Raw genomic sequence first — 18,476 nt, forward strand, 5'->3', positions numbered from 1 at the left:
TAACTTGGATAAACTCCGCAACGAAGATGTAAAGCAATTGAATGCACTAGCGTTAGCCTATATGGGAGACGCAGTTTTAGAACAAAAGGTGCGAGAGCATTTACTACGTGCTGGCCGTGTCAAACCAAATACACTTCATAAAGAAGCGACACGTTATGTGTCAGCAAAGGCGCAATCTATGATTGTTCATCGAATGATCGATGAAAACTTTTTAACAGAGGAGGAATTGGCTGTGTTTCGTCGTGGACGCAATGCCAAATCCGGCTCTGTGCCAAAAAATACAGATGTTCAAACATACCGTAATAGCTCAGGATTTGAGGCAATACTAGGTAGCTTATATTTATTAAATGAACTAGAACGCGTTTATGAGATTATTGCATACGCTATTCAAATAATCGAGGAATCAAAAGGAGTGTCAAAATAATGGTAGAGCAAAATGGTGAAATTATTGCCGGTAAAAACCCAGTGTTAGAAGCACTTCGTTCTGGCCGCGATATGAATAAAGTATGGATTGCTGAAGGTGTAAAAAAATCAGGGGTTAATGAACTACTAGATTTAGCAAGAGAACGTGGTGTCATTGTTCAATTTGTCCCGAAAAAAAAGGTAGATCAATTATCAAATGCCAATCACCAAGGAATTGTTGCCTCTGTTGCAGCATATAAATATGCAGAGCTAGAGGATTTATTTGCAGTTTCGGCAAAAAAACAGGAAGATCCATTTTTCCTAATTTTAGATGAGCTAGAAGACCCGCATAATTTAGGGTCTATTATGCGAACTGCTGATGCAATCGGTGCACACGGTATTATTATACCGAAACGTCGTTCAGTAAGTTTGACAGCTGTAGTGGCAAAGTCTTCAACTGGAGCAATTGAGCATGTACCAGTAGTACGCGTTAATAACTTGGCTCAGACAGTAGATGAGCTAAAAGAACGAGGTGTATGGATAGCAGGTACAGATGCTAAGGGTTCTGCAGACTATCGCAAAATGGATGCTACATTACCACTTGCAATTATTATTGGTAGTGAAGGTAAAGGAATGAGTCGCTTATTAAAAGAGAAATGTGACTTTTTATATCATTTGCCGATGATTGGGCATGTCACATCGCTTAATGCATCAGTAGCTGCTGCACTCTTAATGTATGAAGTGTATCGTAAACGTCAAGAAGCGAATGATTAGTCATGAAAAACATTTTGCTTGTTGACGGTTATAATATGATTGGGGCTTGGAAAGAGCTGCGCCCATTACGTGATACAAATTTTGAAGATGCACGTAGGAGATTAATTGAGCTTATGGCTGAATATAAGGCAGCTATGGGGTGGCGCGTAATTATCGTTTTCGACGCGCATCTTGTGCCAGGTGTAGAGCAATCTTATATGGAGAACGATGTCCAAGTCATTTATACACGAAAAAACGAAACAGCAGATGAGCGCATTGAAAAAATGACACATGAACTAAAGGCTAGAAATGTACAGATTCACGTAGCAACCTCCGATATGGCAGAGCAAAGCGTTATTTTTGGTAATGGTGCTCTGCGGAAATCGGCAAGAGAGCTAGAGATTGATATGAGCATTATCCAACATAATATTACACATGATGTGAAGCGAAAACAGGATAGCAAGCCGCCTTCTCGCATAGAGTTAAAGCCAGATGTTGCTTTAGCATTCGAAAAATGGCGACGTGGCATGAAATGATTGATTGACGCATATTTTCCAATTCCGTTATACTGTTCCTAATTATCTGTTGTGGCTGAGGTGATACCATGTTTAAAAATAGTATTGTACAAGTGACACAAGATTTTGAACGATTCAATGATGAAGAGCTTATTGAAATGGTGCATCAAGGTAATACAGATGCGTTGGATTATTTAATTACGAAATATCGTTTATTAGTAAGAGCAAAGGCAAGATCGTATTTTTTGATTGGTGCAGATAAGGAAGATATTGTCCAAGAAGGCATGATTGGTTTGTATAAAGCAATTCGTGATTTTAAGGGTGATAAGCTAGCATCTTTTCGAGCTTTTGCTGAACTATGTATTACAAGACAAATTATTACGGCTATTAAAACAGCAACAAGACAAAAGCATATACCGTTAAATTCATATGTTTCTTTGGACAAGCCTATATTTGATGAAGAGTCAGATCGTACATTAATGGATGTGTTAACAGGCGCTATTATGGATGATCCAGAAGAATTAATGATTCATAGGGAAGAGTTTGGTTATTTAGAAGAAAAGATGGGTGAGATTTTAAGTGAATTGGAGCTACAAGTGTTAGCTCTATACTTAGATGGACAGTCTTATCATGAAATTTCTGAAAAGTTAAATCGCCATGTGAAATCTATTGATAATGCTTTGCAAAGAGTAAAGCGTAAATTAGAGCGACATTTAGTTCTTGAGGAAATGTCCTAGCGCTTATGCCCTTGTTGACATTGACAAATATAGGTGTTAGTCTTTAAAAGACAAAGTGCCAAAAGGGTGATTATATGGCAAAGAAAGTCGTGCTAAATTGCGAAAAATGTGGATCGAGAAACTACACGTTGCCTGCTAAAGAAGGTTCAACTGTGCGCCTCGAATTAAAAAAATATTGCTCGCATTGCAATGAACATACAGTGCATAAACAAACGCTATAAAATAATTTGTAAATAGACAGATATGATTGATTCGGAGGTTAGGCTAGAATGGGAAAGATTAAAGGCTTTTTCAGCGACGTAATGTCGGAAATGCGCAAAACAAGCTGGCCAAAAAGTAAAGAACTGACGAAATATACAGTCGTTGTAATTTCAACTGTTGTAATTATGGCTTTATTTTTTGTGTTAGTAGATTTAGGTATTTCATCATTATTCCGCTGGTACTTAGATTTATAATTTAGTAAATAGCATGTTAATACTTCTGAAAATAGCCCGTCCATACAATAAACGGGTTTTTTCGTTTGTTTTATGAAGTGAACAGCAGTAAAATATTCTCATTATGATAAGTCTGCTACCAAGTATAGTATGAGGGTAGTGATAGATGACTATGCTAGTTTGGGTATATATCATCGGGCTTTCGCTAGGCTATTAGCGAAAGCTATGTTTTTCTAATGAGTAGTTTGTGAAAAGAGTAAAGGATGCGTTTAGCATATCGTGATTCATTTTCACTCTTATTTGTAAGGGAGGGACGGACGAGGAGTCCTAGTAGTTATGGAGAAAAATTGGTATGTTGTTCATACTTATTCAGGGTATGAAAATCGTGTAAAAGCAAACCTAGAGAAACGTGTTGAAACAATGGGTATGCAGGATAAGATTTTCCGTGTTATCGTGCCTGAACACGAGGAAACAGAAATGAAGGATGGGAAAAAGCGTACGATGATGCGAAAAGTCTTCCCAGGTTATGTTTTAGTAGAACTAATCATGACAGATGACTCGTGGTATGTTGTGCGTAATACGCCAGGTGTAACAGGCTTTATCGGTTCATCAGGCGGTGGTGCAAAACCTACACCTTTATTACCTGAGGAAGCAGATCGTCTACTACAACAAATGGGAATGACGGACAAAGTTGTTGAGGTTGATATTTCTGTTGGAGAAGCAGTAGAAATATTAGAAGGGCCATTTGCTCACTTCCAAGGACGTGTTGAAGAAATTGACACGGAAAAAGGAAAAGTGAAAGTTTCTGTCGATATGTTCGGTCGTGAAACAATTATGGAACTAGATTTTGAGCAAATGCAGAAAATATAGTTCTAGTAACTGAATTATGGTATGTCTGAGACGTATGTCGCAGATTTTGTTAATTACTACTTGCTTAAAAAAATTAAAAGTGGTATTATTTCATAGGTCAGACTGTCATACTTTGGTTTGACGTCTGTAATGATAATTTTAATGTTATCGGCACTTAGCTGACAGACAGATATTGAGTGGGAGGGGCAACCCAATTACCACATCACGGACTTAAGGAGGTGTGTCTCGTGGCTAAAAAAGTTATTAAAGTTGTTAAACTTCAAATTCCTGCTGGTAAAGCAAACCCAGCTCCGCCGGTTGGTCCTGCATTAGGTCAAGCGGGTGTGAACATCATGGGATTCTGTAAAGAATTCAATGCGCGTACTGCTGATCAAGCTGGTCTTATTATTCCGGTTGAAATTTCAGTATTCGAGGATCGTTCATTCACTTTCATTACAAAAACTCCACCTGCAGCAGTTTTACTTAAAGTAGCAGCTGGTATCCAATCTGGATCAGGTGAACCAAACCGTAAAAAAGTGGCAACGGTTAAACGTGATAAAGTTCGCGAAATCGCTGAAACTAAAATGCCAGACCTTAACGCTGCTTCAGTGGAAGCTGCTATGTTAATGGTTGAAGGTACTGCACGAAGCATGGGTATTGTTATCGAAGACTAATCCCAGTTACTTGATGATGTATTGTTTTTTGGAAGGTTGCGGAGTTTCTTTGTGAACGCGCAACCTTTATTCGTGGGAGGTAAAATCCGTTATAACCACAATCAAGGAGGAAATATATAATGGCTAAAAAAGGTAAAAAACTGCAAGATGCAGCAAAATTAATCGACCGTAACACACTATACGGTGCACAAGAAGCAATCGAACTTGCTCAAAAAACTAGTACAGTGAACTTCGACGCTACTGTAGAAGTTGCTTTCCGTTTAGGAATCGATACTCGTAAAAACGACCAACAAATCCGTGGTGCAGTAGTGCTACCAAACGGTACTGGTAAAACTCAACGCGTATTAGTATTCGCTAAAGGTGAAAAACTTAAAGAAGCTGAAGCAGCTGGTGCTGACTATGTAGGCGATGCAGAATACATCCAAAAAATCCAACAAGGTTGGTTTGATTTCGATGTAATCGTAGCAACTCCTGACATGATGGGTGAAGTTGGTAAACTTGGTCGTGTATTAGGACCTAAAGGTTTAATGCCAAACCCTAAAACTGGTACAGTTACTTTCGATGTAACAAAAGCTATCGAAGAAATTAAAGCTGGTAAAGTAGAATACCGCGCTGATAAAGCTGGTATCATCCACGCTCCTATCGGTAAAGTTTCTTTCCCTGCAGAAAAATTAGTGGAAAACTTCTTAACTGTATTTGAGGTAGTGCAAAAAGCAAAACCTGCTGCAGCTAAAGGTACTTACATGAAATCTGTAAACATTACAACTACAATGGGTCCAGCTGTTAAAATTGACGCTTCAAACGTAGTAGTAAAATAATTAAATTTTTTATATAAATTTATTTATTGACGGCAATTAGTATCTATGATATGATGGTTGCTGTTGTGAATCATCCATTTGTACCGTAGACAGTAGGAGTGACTTGTCACTTAATGTTCCTACCGAGGACAGCGGAATTCGGATTCTTATTTAAAGATGATGACTTTCAGCCTCTGTGTCTATTTTGACCCAGAGGCTTTTCTTTTGTCGGTATAAATGACCCATTCTTATAGGAGGTGTCATCATGAGCAAAGCAATCGAAAACAAACAAGTACAAGTTCAAGAGATTACTGAAAAATTCCAAAATGCTGCTTCTGTAGTAGTTGTGGATTACCGTGGTCTTAATGTTGCGCAAGTGACAGAGCTTCGTAAACAACTTCGTGAAGCTGGCGTTGAGTTCAAAGTTTACAAAAACACATTAACTCGTCGTGCTACTGAAGCTGTTGGCCTTGAAGGAATCAACGACGTATTAGTTGGTCCTAACGCCATTGCGTTCTCAAATGAAGATGTTGTAGCTCCTGCTAAAATCATCAACGAGTTCGCTAAGAAAAATGAAGCTTTAGAAATTAAAGCAGGTATTATCGAAGGTACAGTTTCTTCTGTTGAAGATGTTAAAGCACTTGCAGAACTTCCATCGCGCGAAGGTCTTCTTTCTATGCTTTTATCTGTACTTCAAGCTCCAGTGCGTAACTTCGCACTTGCAACAAAAGCTGTTGCAGAACAAAAAGAAGAACAAGGTGCGTAATTCCTTACGTACTATAACTTCTGCGGCCTGACCCGCAAAAACAAAACGTTATCCAATTAGGAGGAAATTATAATGAATAAAGAGCAAATCTTAGAAGCTATCAAAGCTATGACAGTTCTTGAATTAAACGATTTAGTAAAAGCTATCGAAGAAGAATTCGGTGTAACAGCTGCTGCTCCAGTAGCAGTAGTTGCTGGCGGTGCTGCTGCAGCTGAAGAAAAAACAGAATTTGACGTAGTATTAGCATCTGCTGGTGCAGAAAAAATCAAAGTAATCAAAGTGGTTCGTGAAATCACTGGTTTAGGTCTTAAAGAAGCTAAAGAAGTTGTAGATAACGCTCCTAAAGCTCTTAAAGAAGGCGTTTCTAAAGATGAAGCTGAACAAATCAAAGCTAAACTTGAAGAAGTTGGCGCATCTGTAGAAGTTAAGTAATCTCGTATTACTTTCATACAAAAAGAAAGCTCGTCATTTGTGGCGAGCTTTTTCTTCATTCTGAGGAGGCATGAAAATGTCAGATCACTATTATACAAATAAACCTCAAGCTGAGAGTAAACCTCGTCACTGGACATTTAAGTTACTTGGGCATACGTTTTCTTTTGAAACGGATGCGGGTGTATTTAGTAAAAGCGAAGTAGATTTTGGATCCCGTGTATTAATAGATACGTTTGAAATGCCTAAAATTGACGGTGCAATTTTTGATGTGGGTTGTGGCTACGGGCCGATTGGATTGTCTATTGCCAAAGCAAATCCAGAACGTACTGTTTTTATGATGGATATTAACGAACGTGCAGTTGCGCTTTCGCAAAAGAATGCGCAAGTAAACGGAGTTCAAAATGTACGAATATTTGTAAGTGACGGACTATCGATGGTGGATAATGATGCGAAGGCTGCGGCTATTTTAACCAACCCTCCGATTCGTGCAGGAAAAGATACAATTTTCCGTTTTTACGATGGTGCTTACGATAAACTAGTGACATCTGGAGAGCTGTGGGTAGTGATTCAGAAGAAGCAGGGTGCTCCATCAACGGTAAGTTACTTAGAAGAGAAGTTTTTAGAAGTCGATGTTGTCGAGAAGAAAAAAGGATATTGGATCATACGTGCAAAAAAATAAATGAAATATGTATAAAATATTGACTTGACAAATCGGCTATGATAATATGATACAATGCAAAAATATTATTTTGAGGTCGTGTGCCCTTTTTGTATATGTTTGTTTTAATATGGGTACACTTGCCAAGATAGTTTAGTTAACCGAAAATGAGATCTTTTTGAAGACTCGTTTTCTTTTTGTCTTTCGAAATCATACACTATTTGTATGATTTTGCAAAGACCTAATATCGCTTTATTGAGGGGTGAATGAGTTGACAGGTCAACTAGTTCAGTATGGACAACACCGCCAGCGTAGAAGCTTTGCGCGTATTAAAGAGGTGCTTGAGCTTCCAAATCTGATTGAGATTCAAACGGCGTCTTACGAGTGGTTCCTTGAAGAAGGTTTACGTGAAATGTTCCGTGACATTTCGCCGATCGAGGACTTTACAGGTAATCTTTCATTAGAATTCATCGATTATTCATTAGGTGATCCTAAGTATGATGTCGATGAGTGTAAAGAGCGAGATGTTACTTACGCAGCTCCATTACGTGTGAAAGTACGTCTTTACAACAAAGAAACAGACGAAGTGAAAGAACAGGATGTCTTTATGGGTGATTTCCCGTTAATGACAGAGACAGGTACGTTCATTATCAATGGTGCTGAACGTGTTATCGTTTCACAATTAGTTCGTTCGCCAAGTGTGTATTTCCATGATAAAACTGATAAAAACGGTAAAAAAGGTTTCGGAGCTACAGTTATTCCAAACCGCGGTGCGTGGCTAGAATATGAAACTGACGCCAAAGATGTAGTATATGTACGTATTGATCGTACTCGTAAGCTACCAGTAACAGTGTTACTTCGTGCATTAGGTTTCGGTTCTGACCAAGAAATTATCGATATTATCGGTGACAACGAGTATCTACGTAATACGTTAGAAAAGGATAACTCTGAAAGTACAGAAAAAGCACTTTTAGAAATCTATGAACGTTTACGTCCAGGTGAGCCACCAACAGTTGAAAGTGCGAAGAGTTTATTATACTCTCGTTTCTTTGATGCGAAACGCTATGATTTAGCGAATGTTGGTCGCTATAAAATGAATAAAAAGCTTCACATCAAAAATCGTTTATTTAACCAAACGATTGCTGAAACGCTTGTAGACCCAGAAACAGGCGAAATTTTAGTAGAAAAAGGTACAGTCCTTGATCGCCGTACTTTAGATAAAATCTTACCGTACCTTGAAGATTCATCAAAAGGACTCGGTTACCGCACTTTATCACAAATAGGTGGGGTGCTTGAGGATGATGTAACAATCCAATCTATTAAAATTTATGCACCAAAAGATGAAGCGCAAAAAGAAATCAATATTATTGGTAATGCGTACATTGATGAAGAAGTGAAGAATATTACACCTGCTGATGTTTTATCTTCAGTAAGTTATTTCTTCAACTTACTTTACCAAGTAGGGGCAACAGATGATATCGACCACTTAGGTAACCGTCGTCTACGCTCTGTTGGTGAGTTGTTACAAAACCAATTCCGTATCGGTTTATCTCGTATGGAACGTGTAGTACGTGAGCGTATGTCTATTAACGATACGGCTGCTATCGTACCACAACAATTAATTAATATTCGTCCAGTGATTGCGTCAATTAAAGAGTTCTTTGGTAGCTCTCAGTTATCACAATTCATGGACCAAACAAACCCATTAGCAGAGTTAACGCATAAACGTCGTCTTTCTGCATTAGGGCCTGGTGGTTTAACACGTGAGCGTGCTGGCTTCGAAGTACGTGACGTTCACTATTCTCACTATGGACGTATGTGTCCAATCGAGACACCAGAGGGTCCGAACATCGGTTTAATTAACTCATTATCTTCATTTGCCAAAGTTAATAAATTTGGATTCATTGAAACACCTTATCGTCGTATTGACCACGAAACAGGTGCAGTAACGGAACAGATTGATTATTTAACAGCTGACGAAGAAGATAACTACTATGTAGCACAAGCGAACTCACTGTTAAATCCTGATGGTACATTTGCTAAGGACGAAGTAGTAGGTCGTTTCCGTGGGGATAATACAGTATTCAATAAGGCTCAAATGGACTACATGGACGTTTCACCAAAACAAGTCGTTTCGGCTGCGACTGCATGTATCCCGTTCTTAGAAAACGATGACTCTAACCGTGCACTTATGGGTGCCAACATGCAACGTCAAGCGGTTCCTCTTCTTAACCCAGAAGCACCATTCGTTGGTACTGGTATGGAACATGTTGATGCGCGTGACTCAGGTGCGGCTGTAGTGGCAAAATATCATGGTATTGTTGAGCATGTTGAAGCTCGCTCGATCCATGTTCGTCGTATTGAAGTCGTTGACGGTAAAGAGGTTAAAGGCGATTTAACAAAATATAAATTACAAAAATTCATTCGTTCTAACCAAGGTACTTCATACAACCAACGTCCACTTGTAAAGGTTGGCGAACGTGTGAAACCTCGTGACATTTTAGCAGATGGTCCTTCTATGGAAAAAGGTGAACTTGCTCTTGGGCGTAACGTACTTGTTGCGTTCATGACTTGGAATGGCTTTAACTATGAGGATGCTGTTATCATGAGTGAACGCCTTGTTAAAGACGATGTTTATACATCTGTTCATATTGAAGAGTATGAATCAGAGTCTCGTGATACAAAATTAGGACCTGAAGAAATCACTCGTGATATTCCAAACGTTGGGGAAGATGCACTTCGTAATTTAGACGAACGTGGTATCATCCGCATTGGTGCAGAAGTACGCGATGGAGATATTCTTGTAGGTAAAGTAACACCTAAAGGGGTTACAGAATTAACTGCTGAAGAACGCCTATTACATGCTATCTTCGGTGAAAAAGCTCGTGAAGTTCGTGATACTTCATTACGTGTACCACATGGTGCCGGCGGTATTATTCTTGACGTGAAGGTATTTAATCGTGAAGATGGCGATGAATTACCACCAGGTGTTAACCAATTAGTTCGTGCTTACATTGTACAAAAACGTAAAATTCGCGTTGGGGACAAAATGGCCGGACGCCATGGTAACAAAGGGGTTATCTCTCGTATCTTACCGGAAGAGGATATGCCATTCATGCCAGACGGTACTCCTGTTGATATCATGTTAAACCCACTTGGCGTACCTTCTCGTATGAACATCGGACAAGTTTTAGAGCTACACTTAGGTATGGCTTCTCGTTACTTAGGTGTTCATATGGCAACACCAGTATTTGATGGTGCCAATGAGGAAGATGTTTGGGAAACGATGGAAGAAGCAGGTATGAACCGTGATGGTAAAACAATCCTGTATGATGGACGCTCAGGTGAACCATTCGATAACCGTGTATCAGTAGGGATCATGTATATGATCAAACTTGCTCACATGGTTGATGATAAACTACACGCACGTTCAACAGGTCCTTACTCACTTGTTACTCAACAACCACTTGGTGGTAAAGCACAGTTCGGTGGACAACGCTTTGGTGAGATGGAGGTATGGGCACTTGAAGCATATGGTGCTGCTTACACACTTCAAGAAATCTTAACAGTTAAATCCGATGACGTTGTTGGTCGTGTGAAAACATACGAAGCAATCGTTAAAGGTGAAAGTGTACCAGAGCCAGGCGTTCCTGAATCATTCAAAGTATTGATTAAAGAACTACAATCTCTTGGTATGGATGTGAAAATGTTAACAGTCAATGATGAAGAAGTAGAGCTTCGCGACTTAGATGAAGAAGAAGATCTTCAACCAGCTGATGCGCTTAACATTGCACCACAGCCAGATACAGTAGAAGAGCCAGTAGAGTCTTTTGAATAATGGATAACGTTTGTTCACATTCTTTGTGAATATGGTCAAATTTATTTTTCAAATTAGCCGGGCAGGATTCAACGCCCTGTCCGGTTTTTCTTTTCAATAATTTATTCTATTTTAATCTTTTTCCAAAGAGATATGATCTTTGCAAAACGATTATCGAGCTGCGTAAAGAGTCTTTATAAAGACCTATACTAAAGGGAGGTAGGCTCCTTGATAGACGTTAATGAATTTGAATATATGAAAATCGGTTTAGCTTCTCCTGACAAGATTCGTTCTTGGTCATACGGTGAAGTCAAAAAACCTGAAACAATTAACTATCGTACATTAAAACCAGAAAAAGATGGTTTATTCTGTGAGCGTATTTTCGGTCCAACAAAGGACTGGGAATGTCATTGTGGTAAATACAAACGTGTACGCTACAAAGGCGTAGTTTGTGATCGTTGTGGTGTTGAAGTAACACGCGCTAAAGTTCGTCGTGAACGTATGGGCCACATCGAATTAGCAGCACCAGTTTCTCATATCTGGTACTTCAAAGGTATTCCTAGTCGTATGGGTCTTATTTTAGATATGTCCCCACGTGCATTAGAAGAAGTAATTTATTTCGCATCGTACGTTGTAATCGAGCCAGGTGCTACAAACTTAGAAAGTAAGCAACTGCTTTCTGAAAAAGAGTACCGTGCGTATCGTGAAAAATTCGGAAACACATTCGAAGCTTCTATGGGTGCGGAAGCAATTAAGAAATTGCTAGGCAAAATTGATCTTGAAGATGAAACTCATTCTTTAAAAGAAGAATTGAAATCAGCACAAGGTCAACGTCGTACACGTGCAATTAAACGTCTTGAAGTTGTTGAATCATTCCGTAACTCTGGTAACTCTCCTGAATGGATGATTTTAGATGTACTACCAGTTATTCCACCAGAGCTTCGTCCGATGGTGCAATTAGATGGTGGTCGTTTTGCAACTTCTGACTTAAATGATTTATATCGTCGTGTAATCAACCGTAACAACCGTTTAAAACGTTTACTAGACCTTGGTGCTCCAAGCATCATCGTTCAAAACGAAAAACGTATGTTACAAGAAGCTGTTGATGCATTAATCGATAACGGTCGTCGTGGTCGTCCTGTAACAGGTCCTGGTAATCGTCCATTAAAATCACTTTCACACATGCTGAAAGGTAAACAAGGTCGTTTCCGTCAAAACTTATTAGGTAAACGTGTTGACTACTCTGGTCGTTCGGTTATCGTAGTAGGTCCAAACTTAAAAATGTACCAATGTGGGCTACCAAAAGAAATGGCAATTGAGTTATTCAAGCCATTTGTAATGAAAGAGTTAGTTGAACGTGGTCTTGCTCATAACATTAAATCTGCTAAACGTAAAATCGAGCGTTTAAACAACGACGTATGGGACGTTTTAGAAGACGTAATTCGTGAGCATCCAGTACTACTAAACCGTGCACCAACGCTTCACCGTCTTGGTATTCAAGCGTTTGAACCAACACTAGTTGAAGGCCGTGCTATTCGTCTTCACCCATTAGTATGTACAGCTTATAACGCTGACTTCGATGGTGACCAAATGGCGGTTCACGTACCATTATCAGCAGAAGCGCAAGCAGAAGCTCGTCTTCTAATGCTTGCTGCACAAAATATCCTGAACCCGAAAGACGGTAAACCGGTTGTAACACCATCTCAAGATATGGTATTAGGAAACTACTACTTAACACTTGAGCGTGAAGCAGCTCGCGGCGAAGGAACAATTTTCTACGGACCAAACGAAGTATTAATTGCATATGATACAGGTCATGTTCACTTGCATACTCGTATTGCGATTAAAGCAAGTTCGTTAAACAACCCAACATTTACGGAAGAACAAAATAATATGTTCCTATTAACAACTGTTGGTAAAGTAATCTTTAACGAAATCTTGCCTAAATCATTCCCATACATTAATGAGCCAACTGATTTCAACTTAGAGCAAGAAACTCCAGATAAATTCTTTGTGAATTTAACAATTGATGAAGAAACATTAAAAGAACTTGAAGCAGATGCGGCTTATAATGGGCTTGATGAAAAAGGTAAAATTAATGCACAACGTACAGCTGTACTACGCAAGTACTTTGCATCAGTACCAGTTGTAAACCCATTCCGTAAGAAATTCTTAGGAAATATCATTGCTGAAGTATTTAAACGTTTCCACATTACTGAAACATCTAAAATGCTTGACCGTATGAAAAACCTAGGATTCAAATATTCAACACGCGCTGGTATTACTGTAGGTGTATCTGACATCGTCGTATTACCAGATAAAGGTGAAATCTTAGCTGAAGCTCAAGAAAAAGTAGATAAAGTTCAAGCGCAATTCCGTCGTGGTTTCATCACTGAAGATGAGCGTTATGATCGAGTTATCTCAAGCTGGAGTGCTGCGAAAGATGAAATTCAATCAAAGCTTATGAAATCGCTTGAGAAAACAAACCCAATCTTTATGATGTCTGACTCAGGTGCCCGTGGTAACGCATCTAACTTTACACAGTTAGCAGGTATGCGTGGTCTGATGGCCAACCCGGCTGGTCGTATCATCGAACTTCCAATTAAATCTTCATTCCGTGAAGGTTTAACAGTATTGGAATACTTCATCTCTACGCATGGTGCTCGTAAAGGTCTTGCCGATACAGCCCTAAAAACTGCCGATTCAGGTTACTTAACTCGTCGTTTAGTAGACGTTGCACAAGATGTAATTGTCCGCGAAGACGACTGTGGAACTGACCGTGGTTTAACAATCGGTGCGTTAATGGAAGGTACAGAGTTAATTGAAGCGTTAGATGAACGTATTGTTGGTCGTCATACGAAGAAAACTATCTCTCATCCAGAAACAGGCGAAGTGATTTTAGCAAAAGACGGTTTAATCGACCAAGATATCGCTCGTATCATTACTGAGTTAGGTATTGAAGAAGTAACAATTCGATCTGCATTTACATGTAATACAAAACATGGCGTATGTAAAAAATGTTACGGCATGAACTTAGCAACAGGTGAAGAGGTTGAAGTTGGGGAAGCAGTTGGTATTATTGCGGCTCAATCAATCGGTGAACCAGGTACACAGTTAACGATGCGTACATTCCATACAGGTGGGGTTGCCGGGGATGATATTACACAAGGTCTTCCACGTATCCAAGAGATTTTTGAAGCTCGTAATCCTAAAGGTCAATCAGTTATTTCTGATATCGCAGGTACAGTTTCAGACATCACTGAAATCCGTGAAGGTCTAAAAGAAATTACAATTGAGGGTGAAGTAGAAACACGTAAATACGCGGCACCTTACAATGCACGTCTGAAAGTACAAGAAGGCGACTTTGTAGAACGTGGTCAGGTATTGACAGAAGGTTCTATCGATCCAAAACAATTATTAAAAGTTAAAGACGTTTCAACAGTTCAAGAATATCTGTTAAAAGAAGTACAAAAAGTATACCGTATGCAAGGGGTAGAAATTGGAGATAAACATATCGAGGTAATGGTTCGCCAAATGCTTCGTAAAGTACGTGTAATTGAAGCTGGTGATACAGAATTATTACCGGGTTCATTACTAGATATCCACCAATTCTCAGAAGCGAATGCAGATGCTGTATTAAATGGCAAAAACCCTGCAACTTGCCGTCCTGTTATCCTAGGTATTACAAAAGCTTCTCTTGAAACAGAATCATTCTTATCTGCTGCATCATTCCAAGAAACAACTCGTGTGTTAACGGATGCAGCTATTAAAGGTAAACGTGATGAACTTCTTGGTCTGAAGGAAAACGTAATTATCGGTAAACTTGTTCCTGCAGGTACTGGTATGCAAAGATACCGTCAAATCCGTATTGAAAAAGATGAGCTTGACACAGAAGATCTAGTTTCAGCTGAATAATCAATACAATAAGTGCCGAAGAGATGTGTTTTAATCATCTCTTCGGGCTTTTTAAAGATATTAGTTGACAGTCAGAATTGGTAATGATAATATATTGAAGGTTGATAGTTAACTGTCTGTACTTCGGAGGATATGAAAATGTCTTATGATAAAGTAAGGGCTAGTCAAACAATCATAGGTACAAAGCAAGCAGTAAAAGCAATGCAAGCTGGTTCAGTGAAAGAACTTTTTGTGGCACTCGATGCAGACAATTGGGTAACCGATTCGGCCATATCTTTCGCGAGAGAAATCGGGATACCAGTTATTCTTGTAGAGTCCAAAAAGGAACTAGGCAAGGCCTGTGGAATCCATGTGGGAGCTGCAGTAGTTGCTATTGCTGTACAGTAGTTTTTGTGTATAAAACACAAAGACTTTGTTTTTACCCAAAAAATGAACCACCTGGATGTGTGGTATTAACAAGGAATAAATGAAGGGAGGAAATACCGATGCCTACAATTAACCAATTAGTACGTAAGCCTCGTCAATCTAAAATCACGAAATCAAAATCACCAGCGTTAAATAAAGGATATAACTCATTTAAAAAATCTTTAACTGATGTTAAATCTCCACAAAAACGTGGTGTTTGTACTCGTGTTGGTACAATGACACCTCGTAAACCAAACTCAGCGTTACGTAAATACGCTCGTGTACGTTTAACTAACCAAATCGAGGTTACAGCTTATATCCCAGGTGAAGGCCACAACTTACAAGAGCACAGTGTTGTTCTTATCCGTGGCGGACGCGTAAAAGACTTAGCGGGTGTTCGTTACCATATCGTACGTGGAGCTCTTGATACAGCTGGTGTAAACGGTCGTTTACAATCACGTTCTAAATACGGAACAAAACGCCCTAAAGAAAAAAAATAATTTAACATTATATAGCGTTGCTAAATAATGAGCCTTAGATAAGCTATCACAAATTTTAAATCTTGCTAGCAGATTTGAAATTTGAGCGATAAATATCCAAGGTAATTTAAAATAATCGATAACTATTCGAAAGGAGGAAAACACATGCCTCGTAAAGGTCCTGTTTCCAAACGTGACGTGTTACCAGATCCAATTTATAGTTCAAAACTAGTAACTCGTTTAATTAATAAAATGATGGTTGATGGTAAAAGAGGTACTTCTCAAAAGATTTTATACGGTGCGTTCGAAATTGTTAAAGAACGTTCTGGTGAAAATCCAATTGAAGTATTCGAAGCTGCTCTAAATAACGTAATGCCAGTTCTTGAAGTACGCGCTCGCCGTGTTGGTGGTTCTAACTACCAAGTACCGGTTGAAGTACGTCCAGAACGTCGTACAACTTTAGGTCTTCGTTACCTAGTTAACTATTCTCGTCTTCGTGGTGAAAAAACTATGGAAGAGCGTTTAGCTAACGAAATCCTAGATGCTTCAAACAACACTGGTGCATCAGTTAAAAAACGTGAAGATATGCACAAAATGGCAGAAGCGAACAAAGCATTTGCTCACTACCGCTGGTAATTTAACCTATGTGTTGGCTAATTGGCTAACACAAGGTTTTTTATACAGTCGTTACCCCAATATGGAAGGAGAAATTTCCTATGAAACGCGAATTCTCACTTGAGAATACTCGTAATATTGGGATCATGGCTCACATTGATGCTGGTAAAACAACAACAACTGAGCGTATCCTTTATTACACTGGTAAGATTCACAAAATCGGTGAAACTCATGAAGGTGCTTCTCAAATGGACTGGATGGAGCAAGAGCAAGAACGTGGTATTACAATCACTTCTGCTGCAACAACAGCCCAATGGAAAGGCAACCGTGTAAACATCATCGATACTCCTGGACACGTAGACTTCACAGTTGAAGTAGAACGTTCATTACGCGTACTTGATGGTGCTGTAACAGTACTTGATGCTCAATCTGGTGTTGAGCCTCAAACTGAAACTGTATGGCGTCAAGCTACAACATACGGTGTTCCACGTATTGTATTCATTAACAAAATGGATAAAACAGGAGCAGATTTCTTATATTCTGTAGGAACTCTTCATGAACGTTTACAAGCAAACGCTCACCCTGTTCAATTACCTATTGGCGCTGAAGATGAGTTTTCTGCAATCATCGACTTAGTTGAAATGAAAGCTACTTTCTACGGCGACGAAAAAGGTACTGCAGTAACTGAAGGAGAAATTCCTGAAGAACACCGCGCACAAGCTGAAGAATACCGTGAAAAATTAATCGATGCTGTTGCAAGTGTTGATGAAGAAATCATGGAAAAATATTTAGAAGGCGAAGAAATTACTGTTGCTGAACTTAAAGCGGCTATCCGTCGTGCTACGATCGCAGTAGAATTTTACCCAGTAATCTGTGGTACAGCATTCAAACATAAAGGCGTACGCCCAATGTTAGATGCAGTTATCGATTACTTACCATCTCCATTAGATGTACCAGCAATCAAAGGTACTGATGTTGATGGTGACGAGGAATTAGAACGTCATTCTTCAGATGATGAGCCATTCTCAGCTCTTGCATTCAAAGTAATGACTGACCCATTCGTAGGTAAATTAACTTTCTTCCGTGTGTATTCAGGTACTTTAGAATCTGGTTCATACGTACAAAACTCTTCTAAAGGTAAACGTGAACGCGTAGGTCGTATCCTACAAATGCATGCTAACTCTCGTGAAGAAATTTCTAAAGTATACGCAGGGGACATCGCAGCAGCAGTAGGTCTTAAAGATACTACTACTGGTGATACTCTATGTGACGAGAAAAACCTAGTTATTCTTGAATCAATGGAATTCCCTGAACCAGTAATCTCTCTTTCTGTAGAACCAAAATCTAAAGCAGACCAAGATAAAATGGGTCAAGCTTTAGCAAAACTACAAGAAGAAGATCCAACTTTCCGTGCTCATACTGACACTGAAACTGGTCAAACAATCATCTCTGGTATGGGTGAACTTCACCTTGATATCTTAGTTGACCGTATGCGCCGTGAATTTAAAGTAGAAGCTAACGTAGGTGCTCCAATGGTATCTTACCGTGAAACATTCCGTAGCTCTGCAAAAGTTCAAGGTAAATTCACTCGCCAATCTGGTGGTCGTGGACAATACGGAGACGTAACTATTGAGTTCTCTCCAAATGAAGAAGGTAAAGGCTTTGAATTCGAAAACGCTATCGTTGGTGGTGTAGTTCCTCGTGAATACATTCCTGCAGTAGAAGCTGGTCTTCGTGACTCTCTTGAGCGCGGTGTAGTTGCTGGATACCCACTAATCGACATTAAAGCGAAATTAGTATTCGGTTCTTACCATGACGTTGACTCGAATGAGATGGCGTTTAAAATTGCTGCATCTATGGCTCTTAAAGAAGCTGCGAAACAATGTGACGCTGTTATCTTAGAACCAATGATGAAAGTTGAAGTTGTAATTCCAGAAGAATATCTTGGTGATATCATGGGTAACATTACTTCTCGTCGCGGACGCGTTGAGGGTATGGATGCTCGCGGTAACTCACAAGTAGTACGTTCTATGGTTCCACTATCTGAAATGTTCGGATATGCTACAACTTTACGTTCTGCTACACAAGGTCGCGGTGTATTCTCAATGACATTTGATCATTATGAAGAAGTACCAAAATCAATTGCAGCAGAAATTATCAAAAAAAATAAAGGTGAATAATTGAATTTTCATCTTGCATAAAGTATAACTAATTTTGTAAGCTATGAT

18 protein-coding genes and 1 other annotated feature are annotated in these 18,476 nt (G+C 39.2%); all 18 genes read left to right on the forward strand.

Translation table 11 applies throughout. The features are described from left to right. The first annotated feature begins 4 nt into the window (after positions 1–4). The gene (locus tag ACIQXF_RS14075; protein WP_483869732.1) at positions 5–424 is read left to right on the forward strand and encodes a Mini-ribonuclease 3; all 420 of its coding nucleotides are present in this window, start codon (positions 5–7) and stop codon (positions 422–424) included. After that, positions 424–1,176 (forward strand): 23S rRNA (guanosine(2251)-2'-O)-methyltransferase RlmB, encoded by a 753-nt coding sequence (rlmB, locus tag ACIQXF_RS14080; RefSeq protein ID WP_402783760.1) that lies wholly within the window; start codon positions 424–426, stop codon positions 1,174–1,176. Before ACIQXF_RS14075 ends, rlmB begins: the two co-directional genes overlap by 1 nt. A 2-nt stretch (positions 1,177–1,178) precedes the next feature. Next, positions 1,179–1,691, forward strand: a complete 513-nt coding sequence (locus ACIQXF_RS14085) for an NYN domain-containing protein (RefSeq protein WP_402783762.1) — start codon at positions 1,179–1,181, stop codon at positions 1,689–1,691. A gap of 68 nt (positions 1,692–1,759) precedes the next feature. Next, positions 1,760–2,407 carry an RNA polymerase sporulation sigma factor SigH gene (gene sigH, locus ACIQXF_RS14090; protein WP_049662792.1) on the forward strand — a complete coding sequence of 216 codons (648 nt, stop codon included), beginning with the start codon at positions 1,760–1,762 and terminating at the stop codon, positions 2,405–2,407. 74 nt (positions 2,408–2,481) lie between these two features. Continuing rightward, positions 2,482–2,628 (forward strand): 50S ribosomal protein L33, encoded by a 147-nt coding sequence (gene rpmG / locus ACIQXF_RS14095; RefSeq protein ID WP_402783764.1) that lies wholly within the window; start codon positions 2,482–2,484, stop codon positions 2,626–2,628. Positions 2,629–2,676: 48 nt separating this feature from the next. After that, positions 2,677–2,862, forward strand: coding sequence for a preprotein translocase subunit SecE (gene secE, locus ACIQXF_RS14100; RefSeq protein WP_205446172.1), 186 nt, complete (start codon positions 2,677–2,679; stop codon positions 2,860–2,862). 315 nt (positions 2,863–3,177) lie between these two features. Next, positions 3,178–3,711 (forward strand): transcription termination/antitermination protein NusG, encoded by a 534-nt coding sequence (gene nusG, locus ACIQXF_RS14105; RefSeq protein ID WP_402783767.1) that lies wholly within the window; start codon positions 3,178–3,180, stop codon positions 3,709–3,711. 227 nt (positions 3,712–3,938) lie between these two features. Further along, entirely contained in the window at positions 3,939–4,364 is a 426-nt protein-coding gene (gene rplK / locus ACIQXF_RS14110; RefSeq protein ID WP_004233593.1) for a 50S ribosomal protein L11, read from the forward strand. A 119-nt stretch (positions 4,365–4,483) separates the two neighbouring features. Continuing rightward, complete coding sequence (gene rplA, locus ACIQXF_RS14115; RefSeq protein WP_402783769.1) at positions 4,484–5,182, forward strand: 50S ribosomal protein L1; 699 nt, start codon at positions 4,484–4,486, stop codon at positions 5,180–5,182. A 65-nt stretch (positions 5,183–5,247) separates the two neighbouring features. Then, positions 5,248–5,394: a sequence feature (ribosomal protein L10 leader region), on the forward strand. A 32-nt stretch (positions 5,395–5,426) separates the two neighbouring features. Next, positions 5,427–5,927 (forward strand): 50S ribosomal protein L10, encoded by a 501-nt coding sequence (gene rplJ / locus ACIQXF_RS14120; RefSeq protein ID WP_402783771.1) that lies wholly within the window; start codon positions 5,427–5,429, stop codon positions 5,925–5,927. A gap of 72 nt (positions 5,928–5,999) precedes the next feature. Then, positions 6,000–6,359 carry a 50S ribosomal protein L7/L12 gene (gene rplL / locus ACIQXF_RS14125; RefSeq protein ID WP_010860618.1) on the forward strand — a complete coding sequence of 120 codons (360 nt, stop codon included), beginning with the start codon at positions 6,000–6,002 and terminating at the stop codon, positions 6,357–6,359. 76 nt (positions 6,360–6,435) lie between these two features. Then, on the forward strand, positions 6,436–7,038 hold the full coding sequence (locus ACIQXF_RS14130) for a class I SAM-dependent methyltransferase (RefSeq protein ID WP_402783773.1): 603 nt from the start codon (positions 6,436–6,438) through the stop codon (positions 7,036–7,038). A 241-nt stretch (positions 7,039–7,279) separates the two neighbouring features. Further along, entirely contained in the window at positions 7,280–10,855 is a 3,576-nt protein-coding gene (gene rpoB, locus ACIQXF_RS14135; protein ID WP_402783775.1) for a DNA-directed RNA polymerase subunit beta, read from the forward strand. A gap of 207 nt (positions 10,856–11,062) precedes the next feature. Further along, positions 11,063–14,749, forward strand: a complete 3,687-nt coding sequence (gene rpoC, locus ACIQXF_RS14140) for a DNA-directed RNA polymerase subunit beta' (RefSeq protein WP_402783777.1) — start codon at positions 11,063–11,065, stop codon at positions 14,747–14,749. A 138-nt stretch (positions 14,750–14,887) separates the two neighbouring features. Further along, positions 14,888–15,136 carry a ribosomal L7Ae/L30e/S12e/Gadd45 family protein gene (locus ACIQXF_RS14145; protein ID WP_402783779.1) on the forward strand — a complete coding sequence of 83 codons (249 nt, stop codon included), beginning with the start codon at positions 14,888–14,890 and terminating at the stop codon, positions 15,134–15,136. A gap of 98 nt (positions 15,137–15,234) precedes the next feature. Continuing rightward, positions 15,235–15,654 (forward strand): 30S ribosomal protein S12, encoded by a 420-nt coding sequence (gene rpsL, locus ACIQXF_RS14150; RefSeq protein ID WP_010860613.1) that lies wholly within the window; start codon positions 15,235–15,237, stop codon positions 15,652–15,654. A gap of 144 nt (positions 15,655–15,798) precedes the next feature. After that, positions 15,799–16,269, forward strand: coding sequence for a 30S ribosomal protein S7 (gene rpsG, locus ACIQXF_RS14155; RefSeq protein WP_010860612.1), 471 nt, complete (start codon positions 15,799–15,801; stop codon positions 16,267–16,269). 80 nt (positions 16,270–16,349) lie between these two features. Further along, positions 16,350–18,428, forward strand: coding sequence for an elongation factor G (gene fusA, locus ACIQXF_RS14160; protein WP_402783781.1), 2,079 nt, complete (start codon positions 16,350–16,352; stop codon positions 18,426–18,428). Positions 18,429–18,476: the final 48 nt, after the last annotated feature.

Source organism: Lysinibacillus sp. NPDC097231, assembly GCF_044761885.1.
Lineage (GTDB): Bacteria > Bacillota > Bacilli > Bacillales_A > Planococcaceae > Lysinibacillus.